This is a genomic window from Pedobacter sp. WC2501 (genome assembly GCF_052682415.1).
The window spans coordinates 2,134,969-2,156,762 of sequence record NZ_JBQZFI010000001.1 but is presented as its reverse complement, the minus strand read 5'-3'; the positions used below and the strand labels follow the sequence as shown (position 1 = coordinate 2,156,762).

13 protein-coding genes are annotated in these 21,794 nt (G+C 40.1%); 6 read left to right on the top strand and 7 right to left on the bottom strand.

Annotated elements, in window-relative coordinates; all coding sequences use genetic code 11:
- Positions 1-847 precede the first annotated feature (847 nt).
- Positions 848-2,377, bottom strand: coding sequence for a RagB/SusD family nutrient uptake outer membrane protein (locus ACUN24_RS09380; protein WP_445562253.1), 1,530 nt, complete (start codon positions 2,375-2,377; stop codon positions 848-850).
- Positions 2,378-2,387: 10 nt separating this feature from the next.
- Entirely contained in the window at positions 2,388-5,669 is a 3,282-nt protein-coding gene (locus ACUN24_RS09375; protein ID WP_445562252.1) for a SusC/RagA family TonB-linked outer membrane protein, read from the bottom strand.
- A gap of 325 nt (positions 5,670-5,994) precedes the next feature.
- On the opposite strand from ACUN24_RS09375, the gene ACUN24_RS09370 reads away from it, so the two are divergent.
- From ACUN24_RS09370 to msrA, 3 genes are all read left to right on the top strand, one after another.
- A complete protein-coding gene (locus ACUN24_RS09370; RefSeq protein ID WP_445562251.1) occupies positions 5,995-7,242 on the top strand; it encodes a YdcF family protein in 1,248 nt (415 codons plus the stop codon).
- Positions 7,243-7,244: 2 nt separating this feature from the next.
- Positions 7,245-8,120: a hypothetical protein gene (locus ACUN24_RS09365; RefSeq protein ID WP_445562250.1), complete on the top strand. Its 876-nt coding sequence runs from the start codon at positions 7,245-7,247 to the stop codon at positions 8,118-8,120.
- A gap of 629 nt (positions 8,121-8,749) precedes the next feature.
- Positions 8,750-9,241, top strand: a complete 492-nt coding sequence (msrA, locus tag ACUN24_RS09360; protein ID WP_445562249.1) for a peptide-methionine (S)-S-oxide reductase MsrA — start codon at positions 8,750-8,752, stop codon at positions 9,239-9,241.
- Between the two features lie 601 nt (positions 9,242-9,842).
- Here msrA and ACUN24_RS09355 read toward each other — a convergent pair.
- The 3 genes from ACUN24_RS09355 to ACUN24_RS09345 are packed head-to-tail and all read right to left on the bottom strand — an operon-like array spanning position 9,843 to position 14,011.
- Positions 9,843-12,284, bottom strand: coding sequence for a bifunctional YncE family protein/alkaline phosphatase family protein (locus ACUN24_RS09355; RefSeq protein ID WP_445562248.1), 2,442 nt, complete (start codon positions 12,282-12,284; stop codon positions 9,843-9,845).
- Between the two features lie 25 nt (positions 12,285-12,309).
- Entirely contained in the window at positions 12,310-13,149 is an 840-nt protein-coding gene (locus ACUN24_RS09350; protein ID WP_445562247.1) for a hypothetical protein, read from the bottom strand.
- Positions 13,150-13,165: 16 nt separating this feature from the next.
- Positions 13,166-14,011, bottom strand: a complete 846-nt coding sequence (locus ACUN24_RS09345) for a metallophosphoesterase family protein (protein WP_445562246.1) — start codon at positions 14,009-14,011, stop codon at positions 13,166-13,168.
- Positions 14,012-14,208: 197 nt separating this feature from the next.
- Between ACUN24_RS09345 and ACUN24_RS09340 the strand changes: the two genes are divergently transcribed.
- Positions 14,209-14,649 (top strand): hypothetical protein, encoded by a 441-nt coding sequence (locus ACUN24_RS09340; protein WP_445562245.1) that lies wholly within the window; start codon positions 14,209-14,211, stop codon positions 14,647-14,649.
- A 4-nt stretch (positions 14,650-14,653) separates the two neighbouring features.
- Complete coding sequence (locus ACUN24_RS09335; RefSeq protein ID WP_445562244.1) at positions 14,654-15,976, top strand: peptidoglycan DD-metalloendopeptidase family protein; 1,323 nt, start codon at positions 14,654-14,656, stop codon at positions 15,974-15,976.
- Positions 15,977-17,252: 1,276 nt separating this feature from the next.
- Here the strand turns inward: ACUN24_RS09335 and ACUN24_RS09330 are convergent.
- Together ACUN24_RS09330 and uvrA are read right to left on the bottom strand one after the other, a co-directional pair.
- The gene (locus tag ACUN24_RS09330) at positions 17,253-17,906 is read right to left on the bottom strand and encodes a LysE family transporter (protein ID WP_193424072.1); all 654 of its coding nucleotides are present in this window, start codon (positions 17,904-17,906) and stop codon (positions 17,253-17,255) included.
- Between the two features lie 8 nt (positions 17,907-17,914).
- Positions 17,915-20,728, bottom strand: a complete 2,814-nt coding sequence (uvrA, locus tag ACUN24_RS09325; RefSeq protein ID WP_445562243.1) for an excinuclease ABC subunit UvrA — start codon at positions 20,726-20,728, stop codon at positions 17,915-17,917.
- 260 nt (positions 20,729-20,988) lie between these two features.
- Between uvrA and ACUN24_RS09320 the strand changes: the two genes are divergently transcribed.
- Positions 20,989-21,573: an RNA polymerase sigma factor gene (locus ACUN24_RS09320; RefSeq protein WP_132403189.1), complete on the top strand. Its 585-nt coding sequence runs from the start codon at positions 20,989-20,991 to the stop codon at positions 21,571-21,573.
- The last annotated feature ends 221 nt before the right edge of the window (positions 21,574-21,794 follow it).

Below are 21,794 nucleotides of genomic sequence, written 5' to 3'. Positions count from 1 at the left end.
CAAATATGAGTGAGATTCGCAAGCAGAATCTGCGTTTATCATCTTTAATCAGCGGGACTAAATAAAAAGGTTCCCGCAGATCAGCAGATTTTCGCAGATTAAAAGGCCTTATAAGAGTCTTGTCATTCTGAGGATAATTTATTGTATAAAATCAATATAAATAATAGTGGGTTTAAGGAGATAAATGGTCTCAAAGCATCGTCATTTCGACCGCAGTGGAGAAATCTTTTAAATTTGATTTCAATAAACTTATTACAAAGATCTCTCCGCTTCGCGTTGCTCCGGTCGAGATGACGATTTTTCTATTGGAGTCTGTCAATGGTAGCTTGTCGAAGGACCTGATTAATATCTTAAGGCATTTCGACGAATTCAATGTGACAAATTCGGAGTGAATTACAAATATGAGTGGGATTCGCAAGCAGAATCTGCGTTTATCATCTTTAATCAGCGGGAATAAATAAAGAGGGCTCCCGCAGATCAGCAGATTTTCGCAGATTTTAGAAAGCTATATATAAGCTTGCATTAAAATTGTTATCCTGATAATTCAGCTTTTCAGAAAAACATTGTAGGGAAGAGGAAAGGCCGCGAGATATCGTCATTCCCAACTTGATTGGGAATCGTAATGCCTTAGCAGGTTTTTTATGTTGCCTTAAGATTCCCGCATGCGCGAGAATGACGACCGCTCTTTAAAATCTGCGATGGTCACCTCCCGAGAAAATCGGGGAAAATTTAATCAATCGCACAGTTTATTGAATAGACTTAGAGATAAAACACACGCTCAGAGCTCTAAACTAAAAAAGCGGTCCGATCAATGATCAGCCCGCTTTTCTTATACATTATAATCCGCTTAGTAACCCGGATTCTGATACATTTTAACCGGATCTAATTTCACTTCATCAAAAGGAATAGGATAATACCTGTCCTTTATGGTTACGTTAGACAGCTTAGCAATTCCATACGATGATTGTGGCTTCGCTTTTAAGTAAGTAACCAACTCTGCAGCAGTAAAATTCCTGATTAAATCAAACCATCTTTGGTGTTCGAAAGCAAACTCTACCCTGCGCTCGTGTAAAATGGCTAGTTTTAAAGTCGGGAATTTAGCGGCATAGGTAGCATCCGTTTTGGCAACCGCATAAATTGGCATACCTGCTCTTGTTCTCACCATATCCAAATATTGAATAGCTATGGCATCATTGCCCTGCAACATATTAACTTCAGCAAGCATTAAAATTACATCGGCATAGCGCATTAAAATCCAGTCATTGCCTCCATAACCGTTTTTCGAAGCGAATTCACTCGCATCGCGAAATTTGGTAATAAACCAATCTTTTACCGTAGCATCATTTGCAAACTTTACAGAAAAATCTTTCCTTAAATCACTTGTTTCATATTCATTGATCAAATCTAACTTTACATTGCCACCGACACCGGTAGAAACCTTTAACGAATTAATGGTTTCGCCTTTCGCCTGGTTGTTGGCGGCGATGCTAGAGCTGTAATTAATATCGCCCTGTTTGTTAGAAATCTGGAAAATCAATTCTTTACAGGTTGTTTTTTTCGTTACGTCGAAAACATCAGTATAGGGAATTTCAGAAAGGTTCCCAAAAGCTTTCATATTATAAGCGGCCAATAAGTAAGTATTGGCATTGCTTAGGTTTTCGGCTTTATTATTTGGCAGGGTGGCCGCCATCGTTAAATAAACCTTACCCAAATACGCATTTATGGCGGCTTTAGATGTTCTTCCGATATTCGCTGTTGCCGGAAAATTGGGTAACGTACTGTTTAACCCGTCTTTTAAATCGGCTACAATCTGGTTATAAACATCTGCTTCAGGCGCACGGAAAACAAAGGGTATCACCTCTTCATTAGTTGATAATTGTTTTGTTACCAACGGTACCGCACCCCACTTCCGTACCAGTTCGAAATACATAATTGCCCTTATAAATTTAGCTTCTGCAGCGTAATTTGCCTTATTAGCTTGAGTGGTAAAATTCGCTTTATCAATGTTGGATAAAATAAAATTGCTTCTGGTTATCGCATTGTAAAGGGCTAACCAATGGGCTTTCAGATAGGAGTTACTTGGCAGCAGGGAAAAATCGTTAAACTGAAAAGGTTCTCCCGCATTACTCTGGTTATCATTTCTTCCCGCATCGTCCGAGCGTTCATCGGTAAATAAACCACTGTTCTCACCCATAGTGTTGCTGCTTCTCAACGATTGATAAGCACCATTTACAGCCAGTAAAACATCATTTTCTGTTTTAAAATAATTTTCAGGTGCTACTGCATTTGGATTCTTTTGATCCAGAAAATCCTTTTTACAAGCACCAAGGCCAACCACAAAAGCCAGGGCTAAAACGATATAAATATTTTTTCTCATGTTCTGAATTTTAAAAAGTTAATTTAATGCCAAGATTATAGGTTCTGGCTAGCGGATAGTTACCATAATCCACACCAGGAGTTAAATTGGAACCTCCGCTATAATCCACTTCAGGGTTATAACCTTTGTATTTAGTAATGGTAAATGCGTTATCTACACTGGCATAAACGCGGATATTATTCACTTTAAGCGTACTGGCAAGCGATTTTGGAAAAGTATAACCCATGGTGATGTTGGTACACCTGAAATAAGAACCATCCTGAATGTAGAAAGACGATAAACGGGTACTGTTACTTTGCGTACCTGCACGCGATGCACGGTAATTTAAGCCACTACCCGGATTGGCCTCGTTTCTGTAACGATCGGCAGCCTCTACATATTGGTTTCCCGAACCTTCAAAATTATACAGGTAATAATCCTGTCCGTCTAAAACCTGGTTTCCATACGATCCGTTAAAAGATGCCCTTAAATCAAACGTTTTGTAAGAGGTGTTTAAGGCAAAACCATAGGTAAATTTCGGATATGGTGTTCCGATTACCGTTTTATCCGCATCGTTTACAATGCCATTTCCATCGGTATCCTGAAAGTACAAGTCTCCGATTTTTGCAGGATTGGTTGCTGAAGCTGATGGAGCAACCTTGCCTAAATTATCGGCAGTAATTCTACCCAATGCCTTAAATCCGTAGAACATCCCTACAGGCTGTCCTTCTTGTGTAATGTGCGTTAAATATGAACGCTCGGCGCCATTGGTTAAAATGGTACTCGCACCACCCATATTTAATACTTTGTTCCGGTTAACGGCAATATTTCCGCTTAAGCCCAAGGTAAAATCCTGGTTTTGGATAATTCTTCCATCCAACTGTAAATCGAAACCTTTATTGCGGATTTTACTATCGGCCAGATTGGTCAGGATAGATGAGGTACCTGAAATTCCGGAAACCGGCTGATTGAACAACAGGTTGTAAGAATAACTCAGGTAATAATTGGCAATAATGGATACACGGTTGCGGAACAGGCTGATATCGGTACCAAAGTTGTATTGGGATGTAGATTCCCAGCCTAATTTCGGATCCTGGATGGCATTTGGCCAGATAGCAGTAGATATGGCGCTACCGAATACAACACCATTTGGCGCACTCATTTCCTGCTGTGTCCTGTAATTCGGAATATTATTGTTTCCACTTAAACCCCAGCTTGCCCTTAACTTAACGGTTGATTGTTCGCCAAGAAAACTGTTGTAGAAATCTTCTTCCGATAGGTTCCATCCTGCGGCTACCGAAGGGAAATTACCATATTTATTCAACGGACCAAACCTTGATGAACCATCACGGCGAAATGAACCGGTTAAAAAATATTTGCCAGCATAGTTATAACTGAAACGGCCGAAATAAGAAAGTAAGGTATTGGTGGCTTTAGCTGTTTTATTCGATCCATCTGTTATTAAAGTTAAAAATCCTGCATCAGCACCTTTATCTGTAATTTCACCAATATTATCATTCTGGAAACCACTGGCAGAAATACGGATCAGATCGCTGGTTGTTTTTTGAGCAGAATATCCTCCAAGCACATCAATTTTATGTTTACCAAAGGTTTTATTGTAGTTTAGTGTAAACTCACCAAGCTGATCAACCTGACTAAGCGTTTGTGCAATGGCATTCGCCGCCGATATCGCAGCAGTAGAATAAGGCGGATTATTGCCATTACTTAAACTGGTTGGCAGATAAAAATCATATTTTTCATTGTAAGTTTGCGTACCTAAATTGGCTTTAAAATCTAATCCTTCCAATATTTTATAAGTAGCGTTGGCATTATAGGTACTTCTCGCCCCTTTTCTGGTAATTTTTACTTGCTCAACTGTAGCCAAAGGATTCTCTGGGTTCTGGATACCGTATTGGGAAGCTAATGCGCCCATGCCAAACTGGATCGGATTTCCATTGGCATCCCTTGCTGGCAGGTAAGGCAGGTAAATCAAAGCCGACATCATCGGACTTAAATCGTAACGACCTTCTCTCACCTCGCGGTTATCGTTTTGCGTATATGAAATATTCGCGCCTACACGTAAACGCTCGCTCACCTTGCCATCAATATTACCCCTGAAGTTGGTTACCTTTTGATTGGTGTTGGTTACAATACCATCGTTGTTCTGGTAACCACCGCTTAAAAAGTATTTTACATCTTTGGTACCGCCAGAAAAGGAAAGGTTATGACGTTGAAAAGCAGCATTGCGGTAAAGTTCATCCTGCCAATCGGTATTATAGGTAGCCGGAATAGCCTGTTGCGTGCTGAAATTATAAAGATCGCCTGGTATGCTTACGCTACTTCCATTACCTACATTGGCAATACGGGTAGTATTGTTGTCGCTAAACATCGCATCATTCCAGGTTTTGCCCGAGTTTACCCATAAATCTTTATAGGCATTGTTCCTTCCATCAATTAACAATTGGATAAACTGATTGGCATCCAGTAGCTTTACTTTTTTAGCCAACTGAGAAATACCGCCCTGAACATCGTATTCAAACTTTCCTTTTCCATCTGCACCTCTTTTGGTGGTAATTAGCACAACCCCGCCAGAAGCCCTTGAACCATAAATGGCTGCGGAGGCCGCATCCTTTAAAATGTCGATGGTTTCAATATCCTCCGGATTGATGGATACGTTGTTTCCCGCCGGATAACCATCAATTACGTATAAGGGATCAGAACTGGCGTTAATCGAACCAATACCCCTCACCCTGATTTTAGTGCCCGAATATGGCGCACCACTGGTTTGCGATACCTGTACACCGGCAACTTTACCCACCAGGGCCTGACCAACAGTTGGAGAAGTTAAATTCATTTCGCTGGCTTTAACGCTGCTAATGGCACCTGTTACGTCCGATTTTCTGATCTTCTGATAACCAATGGCCACAACCTCATTTAGGGTGTTGCTGCTTTCTTTTAAAGTAACATTAATATTTTGGCGTCCGTTAACCGCAACTTCCTGGTTATCGTAACCGATATAAGAGAATACTAAAATTGCCCCATCCTCAACCGAAATAGCGTATTTACCATTAGCATCGGTAACCGTTGTTTTTTTGGTCTTTTTTTCAAATACACTTACACCTGGTAAAGGTTGGTTGTTTTGGTCGGTAACCGTTCCACTTACCGAAGCAAAGGTTTTACGGTGTAATCCTGAGGCAAGCATACAGTGGTTTACGGCTATTGCTTCTGAATTACAGATGGCCAGTAAGCCTAAAGGCAAAAGCAATTTCCGGCAGGTATTTTTTATACCTGCGGTTAAAAAAAATGATGTCATCTTTTTGTTCTTAGTAATGGTTTTGAAATATAATTGGGTTTTGTGTTTTTAAGTAGAAACGTAGATTTTCACATTTACATAGGCTTATCCTTTATCGTTAACAGGTTAATTTGCGGAGCGTTCTACGGCGACAAAAGTATGAGTGTATTTTTAACACTATGTATCCCCTGCGTTAACTCTTCACACCAATCACGACGTATACTTTAAATTAACATTAAGCCAAATTAAACGACACCTAAATCGGTTTATTGAGGAATTAAAGCATAACACCCTCTTAATGTTTCTTTAATGGGAGGTCTTTAAATTTGCTTCCAAAACCTTTTCGATGAAATCCCTCTATTCTTTCCTTATGCTCTGCCTGTTCTGCACAGGTTTAGCTGCACAGGATGCACCGCAACAATCTTATCAATTAATTAAGGCCAGAAACGAAGTACAATACAAAAATTATTACCTGCTTACGCTTTTTCAGCAATTGCCCGGACTACGCAAAATGCTTAGTACAGATACGGTACTGAATAACATCTACAAAACAAAAACCACGCAGGTAAATGAAGCGGTAAAAACCTGCAAAACAGATATTAGTTGTTATGCAGACGCTTTAAAATTCAACAATGAAGAAATAGCCCGTATTGGAAACCGTTTGGCGCTGCTTTATACAGAAAATAATCCATTGGGAGATTTGGCAAACAATCATCTGATCCCCTCAGGGTGTTATTCCATGTTTGCCAAAGAGCAACACAAAGCCCTTTTAGTTAAGGCCTGGGAACAAGATGCCAGTGCCGTAAATTATGCAATTGGTGTTTACGTAGAAGGAAACAAGCCCAATTACCCGAAAATAGATTCCATAAGCTTTAGTTTAAGGGATAAAGAATATGCAGAACTCACCTCTGCCAGTGCATTGTTATCGCTACAAGGCAATACTAAGCTCTTTTTCGAACCTGCCATGTTATTTGCACTGGAAGCTTTAGAATTGAACGAACGCAATGATGCCGCCGATTACGAACCGATGGCTAAAGGCGTAAACCTTGCCGCCATTAACCAGATCAAAAAAACAGACTGGAAAAAATATCCTTACAGCGTAATACTGGTTCCTGGTGCTGGTCCGGAGGAAAAAGAAGTAGCCTTAAGTGCGGGCGGAATGATCCGTTGCCGATTATCAGCTTTGCAATACCAGAAAGGCATGGCCCCATTCATCGTGGTTTCGGGCGGACGGGTACATCCCTACAAAACCAAATTCAGTGAAGCCTACGAAATGAAGAAATTCCTGATGGAAGTGCTTCAAATCCCCGAAAGTGCCATTATTATGGAACCACATGCCCGCCATACCACCACCAACCTGCGTAACTGCGCAAGACTGATGTTCAGGTACGGTATGCCGATAGATAAAGTTGGAATGGTTTGTACCGTAAAATCGCAAAGTTATAATATCACCAATCTCCTCCCCGAGCGCTGCAAAAAAGAACTCGGGTACTATCCTTATAAAAACGGAAAACGTTTAAGTGATACCGAATCAGAATTCTACTTAAATACAGCATCCTTACAAATTGATTTTGATGAACCATTAGATCCATAATCATGAAAACATTAAATCCTGTTTTAGTCCTTATGATGATGTTTTTTGTAGCGAGGTACAGCAAAACGGAAGGAAAAATTACGAAAACAGTTACAATCGACTCATTAGGTGCATGCCAGGGGATTTCTCACCAGAATGGCCGTTATTTTCTTTACGGCGACAGAGAAGTAGGCGTAATGCGCGAATATCAGCTCCGCAAAGACTCCTTGATTTACCTAGATAAGGAATACCAATTTACCGTTAAAGGCGAAAATATCATCAAACATCCTACAGGCATTGCCTACCATAAGGGTTTACCAACATTTGTGGGCAATTCGGTTAAACAAAATGCAGCAGGCACCATCTGGAAAGCCGTAATTAATTGCATTAACTGGGAAGGTTTTTTAAAAACCAGAAAATTAGATGGAAACCTGATTAAAAGCATTGAAGATGATGCCTGTATCCAGGGTACGCGACCAGAATATGTAAATTACAAAGGCAAATGGTTTGTAGCAACAGCTGATTATGGCAATAGAGCTAACGAAGTGCGTTTGTACAATCCTGAAGCCTTGTCTAAAGCCAATAAAACAAGTGAAAAGGGAATTCTCTTTAAAAAATTCACCTGCTCGCCATGGGTACAGAACCTGCATTGGATAGCAGATAAAGGTATACTCGTTTTAATCCAGAACCAAGTGGAAGGCCGCAAATGGCGACTGACCTTTCTAAATCTGGAAAAATCGCTTGCCAGCGGGCAGGAATCTGTTATCAAAGTGATAGAAACCGACAAACTGGATGAACTGGAAGGTTTTACCTTTACTGATAAAGACAACAAAGGGATCGCCGTAAGCTCTGCTCGTAAAAATAATGTGAGTTTTATGGATTTCACGTTTGGCGGGTAGCCATTAGCGACAATCCCAACAATAAAACAATACAGCAATAAATTTATCCTATCGGTTGGTGTCTCACCGACCGAAATAAACATACTCACTATTTCTTCAAATTAGGAAATGGAGGGCTTGTGGTTCTTGGGGTATTGTGGTCCCGCTTTCCATTTCAAGTCCGCACTCGTACCTCGCTTACGGGCTTTGCATTGCAATCGGGTTTATAAACTACGGATTGTGCTCCCTACAACCTTACAAATGAAATACTGCCTTAGCCACCTAGCCCCGGTTGAAGCGTTTACCCTGCAGCAACGAGGTACGAGGAAGCGAAGCGTAAAAGCGTAAAACGGGAGAAAACTTTTTGTGTTGCAGAAGCCTTGCGCTCCAAAACATAAGCTTGCACTTACCACATTTTGTCAGTCTGAGCGGAGTCGAAGATCCTTGGATACGTTTAACCATAGAAGAAATATAAGATCATGTAAGTTGATCTAGTAAAAGATCCTTCGACTCCGCTCAGGATGACTAAGCGGCTTATCCTATCATGGAGTCATCATCTACTAAACCATACAACTAAACAGCAACCCTTCTTTACTTTCCTTTTACACATCTTCGTCGTATCTTTATTAATCAAAAAAAAGGAAAGACATATGAATACTGAAAAAGCCATTCTTGCAGGCGGCTGCTTTTGGGGAGTAGAAGAACTCATCCGTCATTACCCAGGTGTAATTTCTACAGTTGTAGGTTATACTGGTGGTGATGTTCCCAATGCCACTTACCGGAACCATGGCACACATGCCGAAGCCATTGAAGTTACCTTTGATCCCACTGTTTTAAGCTACCGTAAGTTATTGGAATATTTCTTCCAGATCCACGATCCGAGCACACGCAACAGACAGGGAAATGATGTGGGCACCTCGTACCGATCTGCCATTTTTTACAATAGTGAAGAACAAAAAAATACGGCCGATGCATTAATTGCAGAATTGGATGCTTCTGGCAAATGGCCGGGCAAAATTGTAACCGAGGTGGTACCTGAAACCGATTTCTGGAATGCTGAGGAAGAACACCAGGATTATTTACAGAAAAACCCTTACGGTTATACCTGCCATTTCGAAAGACCAGACTGGAAATTGAATTAACAACTGGTATTAAATCAGATCATCATTTAGACCGCATTGCTCCAAAGGAGCTCCTGTGGAGGAGAAATCCTTGATGTAATGTATAAAAACAAAATGGTCTGTGAGGACACAGACCAGAAAGCAGCTCAAAAAATCCGTCGTTGCGAGTAACCATCACGTCTGTGGCCTGGAAAAAACAGGAATGACGTCCTATATGCGCCTTCTAACTTAGTAGGCTTAAAATTTGCATCCTGTAAAACTCAATTGAGCTAAGATGTCTAAGGTGGTTGTAAAAATTAAAAACTAGGCAGTTTAATTAACCACCTTAGACACCTAAGAGCATCTAATTCATTAAATAATCCTTTAGGCTTTCACACCATAAAGAACATGTAAGCTTATGTGGTTCTTAAATGTCTTATATGGTCAAAAAAAACAATAAATATCAGTTGTTTATATAAATATCATTATAAAGCACGAAGATAACCGAACGATTGAGCTCATGAATGCCTTTAAAAACAACTGCAAAAATGAATAATCCTAACGCTTTAGCATAGCGATCGTTGTAAGATTGCTTCGTATCTAGCAACGACGATTAATCTAAAAATGTCATTATAAATAACGACTAATCATCGTCATCTTTTTTCTTCTTCTCCAAAATCACGAAAGCACTTCGCTTTGGCGCCGGCATTACCGATTGTTCCCCTCTAACCGATTTCCAAACTACTTCATTTAAATCTAAATCTGGTGCAGCATCTTCTTTGGCAAAGTTGAACAGTTCAGAGCGTTTGCTGCTTTCATTCACCGCTACATTCCGCGTATCCAAATCAATAAGCGGCTGAATCACTTTATAAGGCGTAAAATCTGGTTTAGCGGTAAAACACTCATACAGCGGCATGGCAGCAGCGTCGTACTGGCTCATTGGCGGCAAACCTAAAATAAGCTCCATTGTTCTTAAAAAGCCTGATGTAGAATACATGGTATGGACAGGCGTATTTCTTTTTACATAAGGTCCAACCACATAAGCTGGCGAACGGTGCGCATCAACATGATCAGGACCGTTTTGTGCATCATCTTCCAAAATAAACACAACCGATTCTTTCCAGATTTTACTATTTGATAAATGTTCCAGGATCCGGCCAACGGCTAAATCGTTATCTGCAACTGCGGCCTGAGGTGAGTATTTCCCTTTCTTTTGTCCGCTGGTATGGTCGTTAGAAATCCTTAAAGTATTAAACTGCGGCACAACACCTGCCACCAATAAGGAATCGAAATCGTGCTGCCAGGCATCCACCCGCACCTGATCTTTAATGTCCATATCAAAACCTGGCGACGCAGCACACATGTGGCCTTGCAGCGATTTAATATTCGCTTTGCCATAATCGCCAAACTCGCCATAACTGCGGTAGCTTACGCCTGCCCGCTGACAGTAATCCCAGATAAAACCTCCTTTTGGATAGGTAACTGGCCGACCTCCTTCAAAAGATGTACTGCCACCGCGTGCCCCGTAACTGGTAGGCCAGGTTTTCTCTACCACATCTGTGGCATAAGCGGCCATACTCCAGTTGTGCCCATCGGCACTAACTTCGGCATCAACATAAAAATTATCCAATAAAACATAGTTTTCGGCAAAGGCGTGCTGGTTGGGTGTAATTTTTCTCCCAAAAAGTGTTAAGCTAGAATCGCCGTTTCCTTTTTGTATATCTCCAAGTACCTGGTCGTAGGTTCTGTTTTCTTTAATAATATAAAAAACGTGTTTAATTGGCGATTTTCCGCCCAGTTTACGCGGAATTGGATTTCCGGCTTCACCATCGGCAGTAGCCGTGCGTTTATCAGTAAATGGAGTATTGGCATAAACTTGTTTGGTGTATATTTTTAATTGTTCAGGTTTTGGCGCATCTATAAAAGATAAGGTTCCTTTAAACAATCCTGCTATATATTGCAGCCGGCTATTGGCGGTACTTCCCATCTGGTAACCACTGTTATCTACCTTAGAAATGGGTTGCGGCCCCTGTGGATTGGCCATAGAGGTATTGCCTTTTCCGTTGGTCACCAAAATTTTCGAGCCCAATACCTTAACACTTGTTGGGTACCAGCCTACCGGGATAAAACCCTGGCTCTGGCTTACACCTGGCTTGCTCACATCAAACACGGCCAAACAGTTGTTATCGGCATTGGCGATGTACAAGGTTTTCTCATTGGCGCTTAAAGCCAAACCGTTGGTGGTCGAACCGGTTAACTGCGTGGCATAAAGTGTAGTGGCAATGGTTTCGATTACCTTATTGTTTAGGGTGTTGATTACTGAAACGGTATTATCATTCGCATTGGCCACAAACAAGGTATTTCCTTTTTTATTGAGTAAAAGTTCGTTTGGATGATCGCCTACAGGAATGAGCCTTTCAATGTTTTCAGCAGCCAGATCGATAACCGCAACCGATTTCCCACCCCAAAGTGAAACATAAAGTTTGCTTTCATCTGCCGATAAAACACAACTGTAGGCAATTGCAGGGAGCTGGATTTTTTTCAGGATCTGCTTTTCAACAGGATTGATAATGTATAAACTGCTGTCTTCTTTAGTTACCGTATATAATTTACTGTTGTTTTTGTTAACCGCAATCCCCGCCGGACTGATTTTTCCTTTTGGCCAAACCGGGCCAAGTTTAATCGTATCGCTTTTGCCAAGTTTATTGTTCTGGATATTAAAATCCAAAATCCAGTTGTCGTTACCGCCAGAGGCATACAGGTGTTTTTCATCTTTACTAAAAGCAATGCCATACCACGATTTGCTTAGCACTTTTTCATCAATAATCTTTTCTGTTCTGGCATCAAGCAGCTGCAACGACTGCGTGCTTTGTCCGTTGTTGGTAATCGCAAGATATTTACCCGAAGCACTCAATTGCATATTCAAAGGCAAATCGCCCAGTTGCAGCGAATGCCCCGCCGGACTCAGCTTCCATCCATTGGGCAATAAAATCTGTTGAGTGCTTTCGTTTTTGCCTGGCTTTTGTGCAAATCCATTCCGGATAAAAAGGGAACACAGCAGTAATAATAAATATGATTTTTTCATTTTTCTTAAATTGAAGGTGGTAGCACTAGCGATGAAGATTAAAATTAACCAGGGCCCTGATGGTGTAACCATTGCCTGATGCTACCGAACCGATTTCGCGGATGGCCTCTGATGGAATAACCTGACTATGGGTTGCGTAAAAAACAGGTCCGCCAGAAATAGAGAACGAAAGTTTTGAATGGTTCGGCTCCAGATTGATTGATGGCCCGATCATTACTTTTGCGCCACCTTCTGCCTCGTCTTTTTCCCAAAACCCTTCCAAATCCTGCCCTAACGCTTCGAATCCAAGATACAACACGCTGGAAACACGGTGCTGATAGCCAAAACTGCTGATAAAATCAAGCTTATCCCTGCTTTTATCAAAAGCTTTTTCGAAACGAAGGTTACCCGCCATTCTCCAGTTTGTGCGGTCAAATGAAGCAGTAATCCGGCTAATCGCTGAGCCTACGTTAGACCAGTCTCTGCTTAGACCTAATCCCGCACCGAGCCTAAAGCCTGCAATGCCTTTACCACCCACCAAATCTCTGATTACTTCAGCCTGTTCGGCAGAGGTTACACCTCCTGAATTGGCAAAACCGATTGCTGCTGTTGCATACAAGGTAAGCCTGCTGCCTAAATACCCTTTAACACCAAACTGCTGCCCTAAGCCATCATAGCCGAATTGTCCATTCGTTCTTTCGCCATAACTCCCCGAATAATGAACATTCCAACGTGGATTTTCTGCCGTTAAGGTGTTCAGCGAAAACAGAAAGGGCTGAGCGGCATCAGTTCCTATTTTAATTTCAGGTGTGGTCTCATTTATTTTCTGTGCGGCACAATTTAAAACGGCACCCGCCAAAATGAGTATCAAAAATGTCTTTTTCATTGCGATGATCTATCAATTAAAATTTGGTTTCATTTAATAATGGCGACTGGCTTGCATTTACCTGATAAGTTTGGATCTTATCGTTTTCATCAACCTCTACAATCCGGTAGCCTTTATAAGCCGTGCCCCAGTTTCCACCTATATGTGCATCAAAAAAATGAGGTAATTTATCGGTATAAAAAACAGCATCAAGACTGTGGTCGTGCCCATGGAATACTGCTTTTACATTAGCATGGCTATGCAGCAGTTTAATGGTGTCCGGACAATCGACAAACGGACTTTCCGGCACCCAAAAATGTGGTGGAATATGCAATACCACAAAAACAGTTTTCAGGTTTTTAAATTTGTCTAGTTCCTGTTTTAAAAAATCGTTATTAGGGCATAAATAAGTTCCTTTGGTATCAGAAGTATTGGCCAGAACAAAACCTACTCCATTTTTTTCAAAAGAAAAATTGTCCTCGTATCCAAAAACTGATTGCCAGATTTTGGTGTCGGCGTGATCGTGATTACCAGGGATAGCATAAAAAGGAACTTTAAGTTTATCGTAATAATCCTTTTTAACTTCGGGCAACAAATCAGGACGATCATGTACCAGATCGCCATTGATGATCACAAAGTTCAGTGGATTTTTATCGTGTGCTTCGTTCAGCCATTTTACAATATTTTCATGATGGAGTTTATATTCGGTCCCCGGCTGGCCATAGTGACCATCGGATGCGATGGCAAAACGCAATTTGGGTGCTTTACCAGATTTAGCAGAAGCAGGATGTTGTTCATCGGCAAATGAGGATAAAACCGGCGAAATACTGGCCACAACCGCAGCAGCCAGACTATTTTTCAGAAAAAACCGTCTGTTAGACATAAGGATAAAATATGTTTTGTATTAAAGCCCAATATTAGGGTGACCAAGCTTCTTAAACATAAATTTTATGTTATCATTAGGTTAACAGAACCTTATCTGTGTATCAATTTTATAACAGAAAAAGACCGGAAACAGCTATGCAAGGCATAATGTTTAGACTGATAAAACAATTTACCGCTTGCAGGGATTATTCTATTATGAAAGTACTTAAATCCTTACTCGCTGGCTTTGCAGGTGCTGCAGCCTTGAATATATTGCATGAAAGCGTTAGGCGGCTTGATCCTGATGCACCCAGGATTGATCTTTTAGGCAAACAAGCCTTATCCAAATCGATGAACCGTTTAAACCTTGAAGCTCCTGTCGGAAACAATCTTTATCTGGCCACCCTGGCAGGTGACATCATAAGCAACAGTTTATATTATAGTGCTATTGGTGCTGGAGACAGCAAAAACATTTATTTGAAAGGTGCAATCGCCGGTGTTACCGCTGGTTTGGGCGCAATAAACATCCCTGATCAAGTTGGATTAGATGATACTCCTGTCACTAAAACGGATAAAACCAAAATATTAACGGTAGCGTGGTATGTAATCGGCGGGCTGGTAACGGCAGCTGTTTTTAACCGCTTAAAAAAGGCTTAGCATAATGAAAACTTTCCGATCCTTGTGGTGGCTTTTTTCCATTGCTTTTACAACGGGCTTACTTTCCTGCAAAACAGGATCTGTTAATCTGTTTAAGGCTGCTACTCCACATGAGCAATATCAAAAAAAGTTAGTAAATGTTGGTCTGGATAAAACGGCAATGGGTGCAGCATGGTTAAATGCTGCCACTATGAGTACACAAAAAGCATTAAACATTAATATCCCCTATAAAGAAAACGGTTATTTTGCTGCGGATAAAGTTCCGGCTACTGCTTATAAATTCAGTGCAACCAAAGGACAAAAACTGAATATTAAGCTAAACAAAACACCTTCGGGTACTGCCTTGATTTATATTGACGTTTGGTATAACACAGATCAAACCCAAAAACTTATTGCCTCTGCCGATACTTTAAATAATCCGATTGTTTTTGATATTGATGAAACGGGTACTTATCTGATCAGGCTGCAACCAGAACTGTTGCAGAATGTATCATATGAATTAGAAATTACCGCTGGCCCATCTCTTGCTTTTCCTATCAAATCGAAAAACACCAACAATATAAAAGGCTATTGGGGAGATGGCAGGGATAATGATGCTAGAAAACATGAAGGTGTAGACATTTTCGGCAATTTCAGAACACCTGTTCTGGCAATTTCGGAAGGAACGGTAACTCGGGTAAACGAAAACAACTTGGGTGGAAAAGTGGTTTGGATGCGCCCGAAAGGAAAAGATTACACGTTATATTATGCCCATTTAGATGAACAGATCGCGGTAGAAGGACAGGAAGTAAAAATTGGCGATACTTTGGGACTTATGGGCAACACCGGCAATGCCCGTACTACCCCTACGCATTTACATTTTGGCATTTATACTTTTAATGGTGCGGTAAATCCACTTCCTTTTATTGATCCTGTAACCAAAACCCCAGCTGCCGTTACCGCTTCGAGCAGTAAGTTAAATAAAACCTTAAGAACCGTATCTGTCGTTAAAATGTTCTCTTCACCACAAGGTAAAGCAACTGTTTTGGCCACAATTAATAAAGGAACAATTGTACAGGTAAATGCTGCAACAGGAAATTATTACAAGGCAGAACTGCCAGATGGAAGCACTGGTTTTATTCAAAGCAACAGCCTTGTAGAAATTGCTGAGCCTTTAAAAAAGCTTAAAATAAATTTACTTCAGCAAAAAGTTTACGATAAATCCGATAGTTTAGCAGCGGTTAAAACAACTTTAAAAGAAGGACAAACCGTAAACCTTTTGGGTACTTTTGGTAATTATCAATTCATCAGCATCGCTGGCACAGAAACTGGATGGATTATAAAATAACGATCAACTATTTATTCCATGGTCTGTGTCCTCACAGAACGAAAAACAATAGTCTGGCAATAAAAAATTGATTAAAAAGACTTAAAAACAAAAGGTCTGTGGAGACACAGACCTTGGATTAGATTATTACTCCTCGGTCTGTGTCCCCACAGAACGAAAAATAATAGTGTCGTAATGAACAAATTAATTAAAAAGGCTAAAAACAAATGGTCTGTTGGGACACAGACTTTGGATTAATGATTGAAACTACTGAAACCTTGCCCCCAGTTTTTCATTGCTATTGCTACTAAAGGATAAAGATCCTTCATTGCATTCAGGATGACAAATCCCCAAAATATTCCTCGGTCTGTGTCCCCACAGAACGAAAAATAATAGTGTCGTAATGAACAAATTAATTAAAAAGGCTAAAAACAAATGGTCTGTGGGGACACAGACTTTGGATTAATGATTGAAACTACCGAAACCTTGCGCCCAGTTTTTTATTGCTATTGCTACTAAAGGAGAAAGATCCTTCATTGCATTCAGGATGACAAATCCCCAAAATATTCCCCGGTCTGTGTCCTCACAGAATGAAAAATAATAGTGTCGTAATGAACAAATTAATTCAAAAGGCTAAAAACAAATGGTCTGTGTAGACACAGACTTTGGATTAATGATTGAAACTACCGAAACCTTGCGCCCAGTTTTTTATTGCTATTGCTACTAAAGGAGAAAGATCCTTCATTGCATTCAGGATGACAAATCCCCAAAATATTCCTCGGTCTGTGTCCTCACAGAACTGAAAATAATAGTTTCGTGATGAACAAATTAATTAAAAAGGCTAAAAACAAATGGCCTGTGGGGACACAGACTTTGGATTAATGATTGAAACTACCGAAACCTTGCGCCCAGTTTTTTATTGCTATTGCTACTAAAGGAGAAAGATCCTTCATTGCATTCAGGATGACAAATCCCCAAAATATTCCTCGGTCTGTGTCCTCACAGAATGAAAAATAATAGTGTCGTAATGAACAAATTAATTAAAAAACCTAAAACAAAAGGTCTGTGGAGACACAGACTTTGGATTAATGATTGAAACTACCGAAACCTTGCGCCCAGTTTTTTATTGCTATTGCTACTAAAGGAGAAAGATCCTTCATTGCATTCAGGATGACAAATCCCCTAATTATTCCCCGGTCTGTGTCCTCACAGAACGGAAAATATAGTTTCGTAATGAAAAAAGTCTTTAAAATGGCAAAAATAAAAGGCCTGTGGAAACACAGACCTTGAATTAGATTTATAGAATAACGATTACCTGTTTGACAACCAGATAGGCGGCCAATGCGAACAAAAATATCGCTATAGATTTATTGATAATCAAACTGCTTAGTGCAAATTTTTCCTGAATATACGTTGCAAAATGAGCATATACATAAAGCGCCAAAGAAGAGCCTACACCCGAGCCCAAACTAAATATTACCAGTGAAAGGTAATCGGTTTGGATCCATTGGTGTAAAATTACGTAATTACCAAAAAACAGCCAGAATGGAATCTGAACAGGGTTTAAAACGCCCAGAATTAATCCGTATAAAACACTTCCACTGCGTTTATCCTCTTTTTTATTGCTTGTTTTAGGTACTTTCTTTCGGTTTCTCCAGGTAATGGTGCCCATTACCAGAAACATTACTATCATAAAACAATCTACCAAAGTGCTCAGCCGCACCTCGCTAACGGCCTCATTTGGATTGATATCGCTCATGGCCCATCTCGCAAAACGCATCATCCCGAAAGTAAAAAACACTTCTACGCAGGAGAAGGATAGAATAAAATACCAAACCTGGCGCATACCCTTGTTAATGGCCAGCTGCGCAACAGTAAGATTGATGTTGCCCGGGGGAATATACCCCATGGCATTGAGAGCGATGCCGATGAAAAACGTTAGAAAAAGCATTGCCGAAATTATGGATTTAAATTTAAATGCGATGCTAAATATTTTCCGGTATACGAATTTTCTACTTTAACCAGTTCTTCAGGCAGTCCTTCAAACACCACATTACCACCGCCATCACCTCCTTCAGGACCAATATCGATTACCCAGTCGGCACATTTAATCATATCCATATTGTGTTCGATAACCAAAATGGTATTCCCTTGTTCAATAAGTGTATTTAATGCTTTCAAGAGTTTTTTAATATCATGGAAGTGCAAACCAGTAGTTGGCTCATCAAAAATAAATACCGTTTTATTGGCATTATTGCCCTTAATCAGGAAAGAAGCCAGCTTAATCCGCTGCGCCTCACCACCCGATAAAGTATTAGATGATTGCCCCAAATGCACATAACCTAAACCCACATCAACCAAAGGATTTAATTTATTCAGGATTTTTTGTTCATCCTTAAAGAAATCAACTGCTTCATCGATGGTCATGTCCAAAATCTCGGAAACATTTTTCTCTTTATAAGTGATATCTAACACCTGTTGTTTAAACCGTTTGCCGTTGCAAGCCTCACAAGGCAGATAAATATCAGCCATAAACTGCATTTCAATCTTCACCTCACCTTCGCCCTGACAAACATCACAGCGGCCACCTTCTACGTTAAAAGAGAAAGCAGCAGGCTTCAGTCCGGCAGCCTTTGCAGCTGGCAAGCCTGAAAAAAGTGCGCGGATATCATCCCAGGCTTTTACATAAGTAACCGGATTTGAACGGCTGGAACGGCCAATCGGGTTCTGATCAACCATTTCTACGGCACTTACCAGATCGTAATTACCGAAAATGCCATCGTAAGCACCTGTTAGTTCACCAGCATAATTCCCGATCGCTTTTTGTAAAGCCGGGTATAAAATCTTTTTAACCAAACTGGTTTTACCCGAACCGGAAACCCCACTTACTGCAGTAAAAACACCTAACGGGAACTTCACATCAATATTCTGAAGATTGTTTTCTCTTGCTCCTTTAATCAGGATATGATCTTTCCACTTACGGCGTTTATCCGGAATGGCAATTTTTTCTATGCCAGAAAGATAACGGCCGGTTAAACTATTTTTATCCTTTAAAATTTCCTCGTAATTACCACTGAAAACCAGGTTACCTCCATGTGTACCGGCCTCAGGGCCAATATCAATAATGTAATCGGCCGCGCGCATCATTTCTTCTTCGTGCTCAACCACAATAACCGTATTACCTACATTACGCAACGAAATCAATACTTCAATCAGTTTATTCGTATCCCTTGGGTGCAAACCAATGCTCGGCTCGTCTAAAACGTAAATAGACCCCACCAAACTACTTCCCAATGAAGTTGCCAGGTTGATTCTTTGCGATTCTCCTCCTGATAGGGTGTTTGATAAACGGTTTAAGGTAAGATAACCCAAACCAACATTGTTTAAATACAGGAAACGGTTATCAATCTCTGTGAGCAAACGTTTGGCAATTTTGGCGTCGTTCACACTTAATTTTAAGCCATTAAAGAAAACCAGTGCCTTTGATAACGGCATCAGTACCACATCGATAATTGACTTTTCAGCAATTTTAACATACGATGCATCCTTACGCAAACGCGAGCCTTTACAATCAGGACAGGTGGTTTTTCCACGGTAGCGTGATAACATTACCCGGTACTGGATTTTATACGTCTGCTCTTCCAGTTCCTTGAAAAAAGCATCCAAACCAGCAAAATATTTATTGCCCGTCCAAAGCAATTGCTGCTCTTTTTCAGTAAGCGCGCTATATGAACGGTGAATAGGAAAATCGAATTTCGGAGCTGCTTTAATAAAGTTTTGCAACCAAACGTTCATTTTTTCGCCTCGCCATGGGGCAATGGCATTATCGTAAACACTTTTGCTCTTATCCGGAATAACCAGATCTTCATCAATCCCGATTACGTTTCCATAACCTTCGCAACGTTTACAGGCGCCGTAAGGGTTGTTAAAAGAGAAAAAGTTTGGTGTAGGTTCTTCGAATTTGATTCCATCCAGTTCAAAACGATCGCTAAAATGTTTCGTTTTACCCTGGGCTTCTACATAACAATCGCCTTTACCTTCAAAAAAAGCGGTCTGGGCCGAATCGGCCAGTCTGCTTAATGTTTCTTCTTCCTGGTTAGTTACAATACGATCGATCAGGATCTGAACAGTTTTATCATCTGTAAGCTCAGCATCTTTAAAATCAGCATCGTCTAAAACAGCTTCTATCTTTTCTATTTTATCATTAATCAGGACACGTAAAAACCCTTTCTGTAATAAAATAGCCAGTTCTTCTTTAATTGTACGGTTGTTATGCGGATATAACGGACAAAAAATAGTGACCGTTGTATCTTCAGGCATCGCATTTACGTAGTCTACCACCGTGCTTACCGAGTCCTTTTTTACTTCTTTGCCTGAAACAGGCGAAATGGTTTTACCTATCCGCGAGAAAAGCAGTTTTAGGTAATCGTAAATTTCAGTTGAGGTACCCACGGTAGAACGTGGATTGGAAGTAATCACCTTTTGTTCGATGGCAATTGCCGGAGCAATACCTTTAATATAATCAACATCGGGTTTATTCATCCTACCCATAAACTGACGGGCATACGATGATAAACTTTCAACATATCGGCGTTGTCCCTCTGCATATAAAGTATCAAATGCAAGCGAGGATTTCCCCGAACCAGACATACCCGTTACCACCACAAGTTTATTTTTTGGAATGGCAACATCAATGTTTTTTAGGTTGTGCACACGGGCACCTTTTATGATAATATTTTTATGCGGATCTTTTTCGGCCTCTTTTTTGCTCATGTATGGTAACGAATATAAATGTATAACCCCAGAATGTGGTTAGGGTTTTAAGAAGATACAAAAATAGGGTACTAAGACGGTTAATTTATTTTTTAACATTTTATTTTTTGTTTTTTGATAAAAAAATAACTTTCTTTGAACATTAACAACCTCAAAACCAAACTAACACATTTCAAAAAACATAGGAGAGCAGCTATAGAAATTAAACATTTACTAATTAATTTTTAGCAAATAGTACGGGATTTAGTGTAGGTAAACCTATGAATTTACAATCATATAATGATCAGGACCTGGTGAAGGTATATATTACCGGGAACGAGAATGGATTGCAGGAACTTTTAAGAAGACATAAAAGTAAAATTTATACCTCTATATATTTATTGGTGAAAGACCAATATCTGGCAGAGGATATTTTTCAGGACGCTTTTATAAAGGTTATCAATACCCTGCGATCGGGAAGATACAATGAAGAAGGTAAGTTTTTACCTTGGGTAATGCGCATTGCACATAACCTGGTTATTGATTACTTCCGAAAAGAAAAGAGAACACCAATCATCACCAGTGCTGATGGAATGGATGTATTCAATATGCTACAGTTTTATGATGAGAGCGCAGAAGATAAAATGCTTCGCGATCAAACCCATAAAGATTTAAAAGCAATGATCCATTTATTACCTGATGAACAGAAAGAAGTGCTCCTTATGCGTCATTACGCAGATTTAAGCTTCAAAGAGATCGCAGATTTAACTGATGTCAGCATTAATACAGCCTTGGGCCGCATGCGCTATGCCCTTAGTAATTTACGTAAGATGCTTAAAACAAAAGAGATGACCTATAAAGGGTAGTAAAAAAGTTACATAGTTTTTTTGAAGACTTGAAATAAAGCATCTGAACAATCGTTAAGTTTATAAAACTTATCACATTTAGTTGCTTATGACAAAAACCTCTACATCACAAAACAATGTAAATTCACCTACACCCAATATGTTTCAGCCTAGAACTGATATTGAATCGGACGCAGAAATCGACTTATTTTATGATCAAATAAAAGGTAAGTTAGATAGAC

What these genes read in the sequence shown, in the direction of transcription:
- ACUN24_RS09380 (WP_445562253.1), bottom strand. Translation starts at nt 2,377, where the DNA reads ATGAGAAAAAATATTTATATCGTTTTAGCCCTGGCTTTTGTGGTTGGC.
- ACUN24_RS09375 (WP_445562252.1), bottom strand. Translation starts at nt 5,669, where the DNA reads ATGACATCATTTTTTTTAACCGCAGGTATAAAAAATACCTGCCGGAAA.
- ACUN24_RS09370 (WP_445562251.1), top strand. Translation starts at nt 5,995, where the DNA reads ATGAAATCCCTCTATTCTTTCCTTATGCTCTGCCTGTTCTGCACAGGT.
- ACUN24_RS09365 (WP_445562250.1), top strand. Translation starts at nt 7,245, where the DNA reads ATGAAAACATTAAATCCTGTTTTAGTCCTTATGATGATGTTTTTTGTA.
- msrA (WP_445562249.1), top strand. Translation starts at nt 8,750, where the DNA reads ATGAATACTGAAAAAGCCATTCTTGCAGGCGGCTGCTTTTGGGGAGTA.
- ACUN24_RS09355 (WP_445562248.1), bottom strand. Translation starts at nt 12,284, where the DNA reads ATGAAAAAATCATATTTATTATTACTGCTGTGTTCCCTTTTTATCCGG.
- ACUN24_RS09350 (WP_445562247.1), bottom strand. Translation starts at nt 13,149, where the DNA reads ATGAAAAAGACATTTTTGATACTCATTTTGGCGGGTGCCGTTTTAAAT.
- ACUN24_RS09345 (WP_445562246.1), bottom strand. Translation starts at nt 14,011, where the DNA reads ATGTCTAACAGACGGTTTTTTCTGAAAAATAGTCTGGCTGCTGCGGTT.
- ACUN24_RS09340 (WP_445562245.1), top strand. Translation starts at nt 14,209, where the DNA reads ATGAAAGTACTTAAATCCTTACTCGCTGGCTTTGCAGGTGCTGCAGCC.
- ACUN24_RS09335 (WP_445562244.1), top strand. Translation starts at nt 14,654, where the DNA reads ATGAAAACTTTCCGATCCTTGTGGTGGCTTTTTTCCATTGCTTTTACA.
- ACUN24_RS09330 (WP_193424072.1), bottom strand. Translation starts at nt 17,906, where the DNA reads ATGCTTTTTCTAACGTTTTTCATCGGCATCGCTCTCAATGCCATGGGG.
- uvrA (WP_445562243.1), bottom strand. Translation starts at nt 20,728, where the DNA reads ATGAGCAAAAAAGAGGCCGAAAAAGATCCGCATAAAAATATTATCATA.
- ACUN24_RS09320 (WP_132403189.1), top strand. Translation starts at nt 20,989, where the DNA reads ATGAATTTACAATCATATAATGATCAGGACCTGGTGAAGGTATATATT.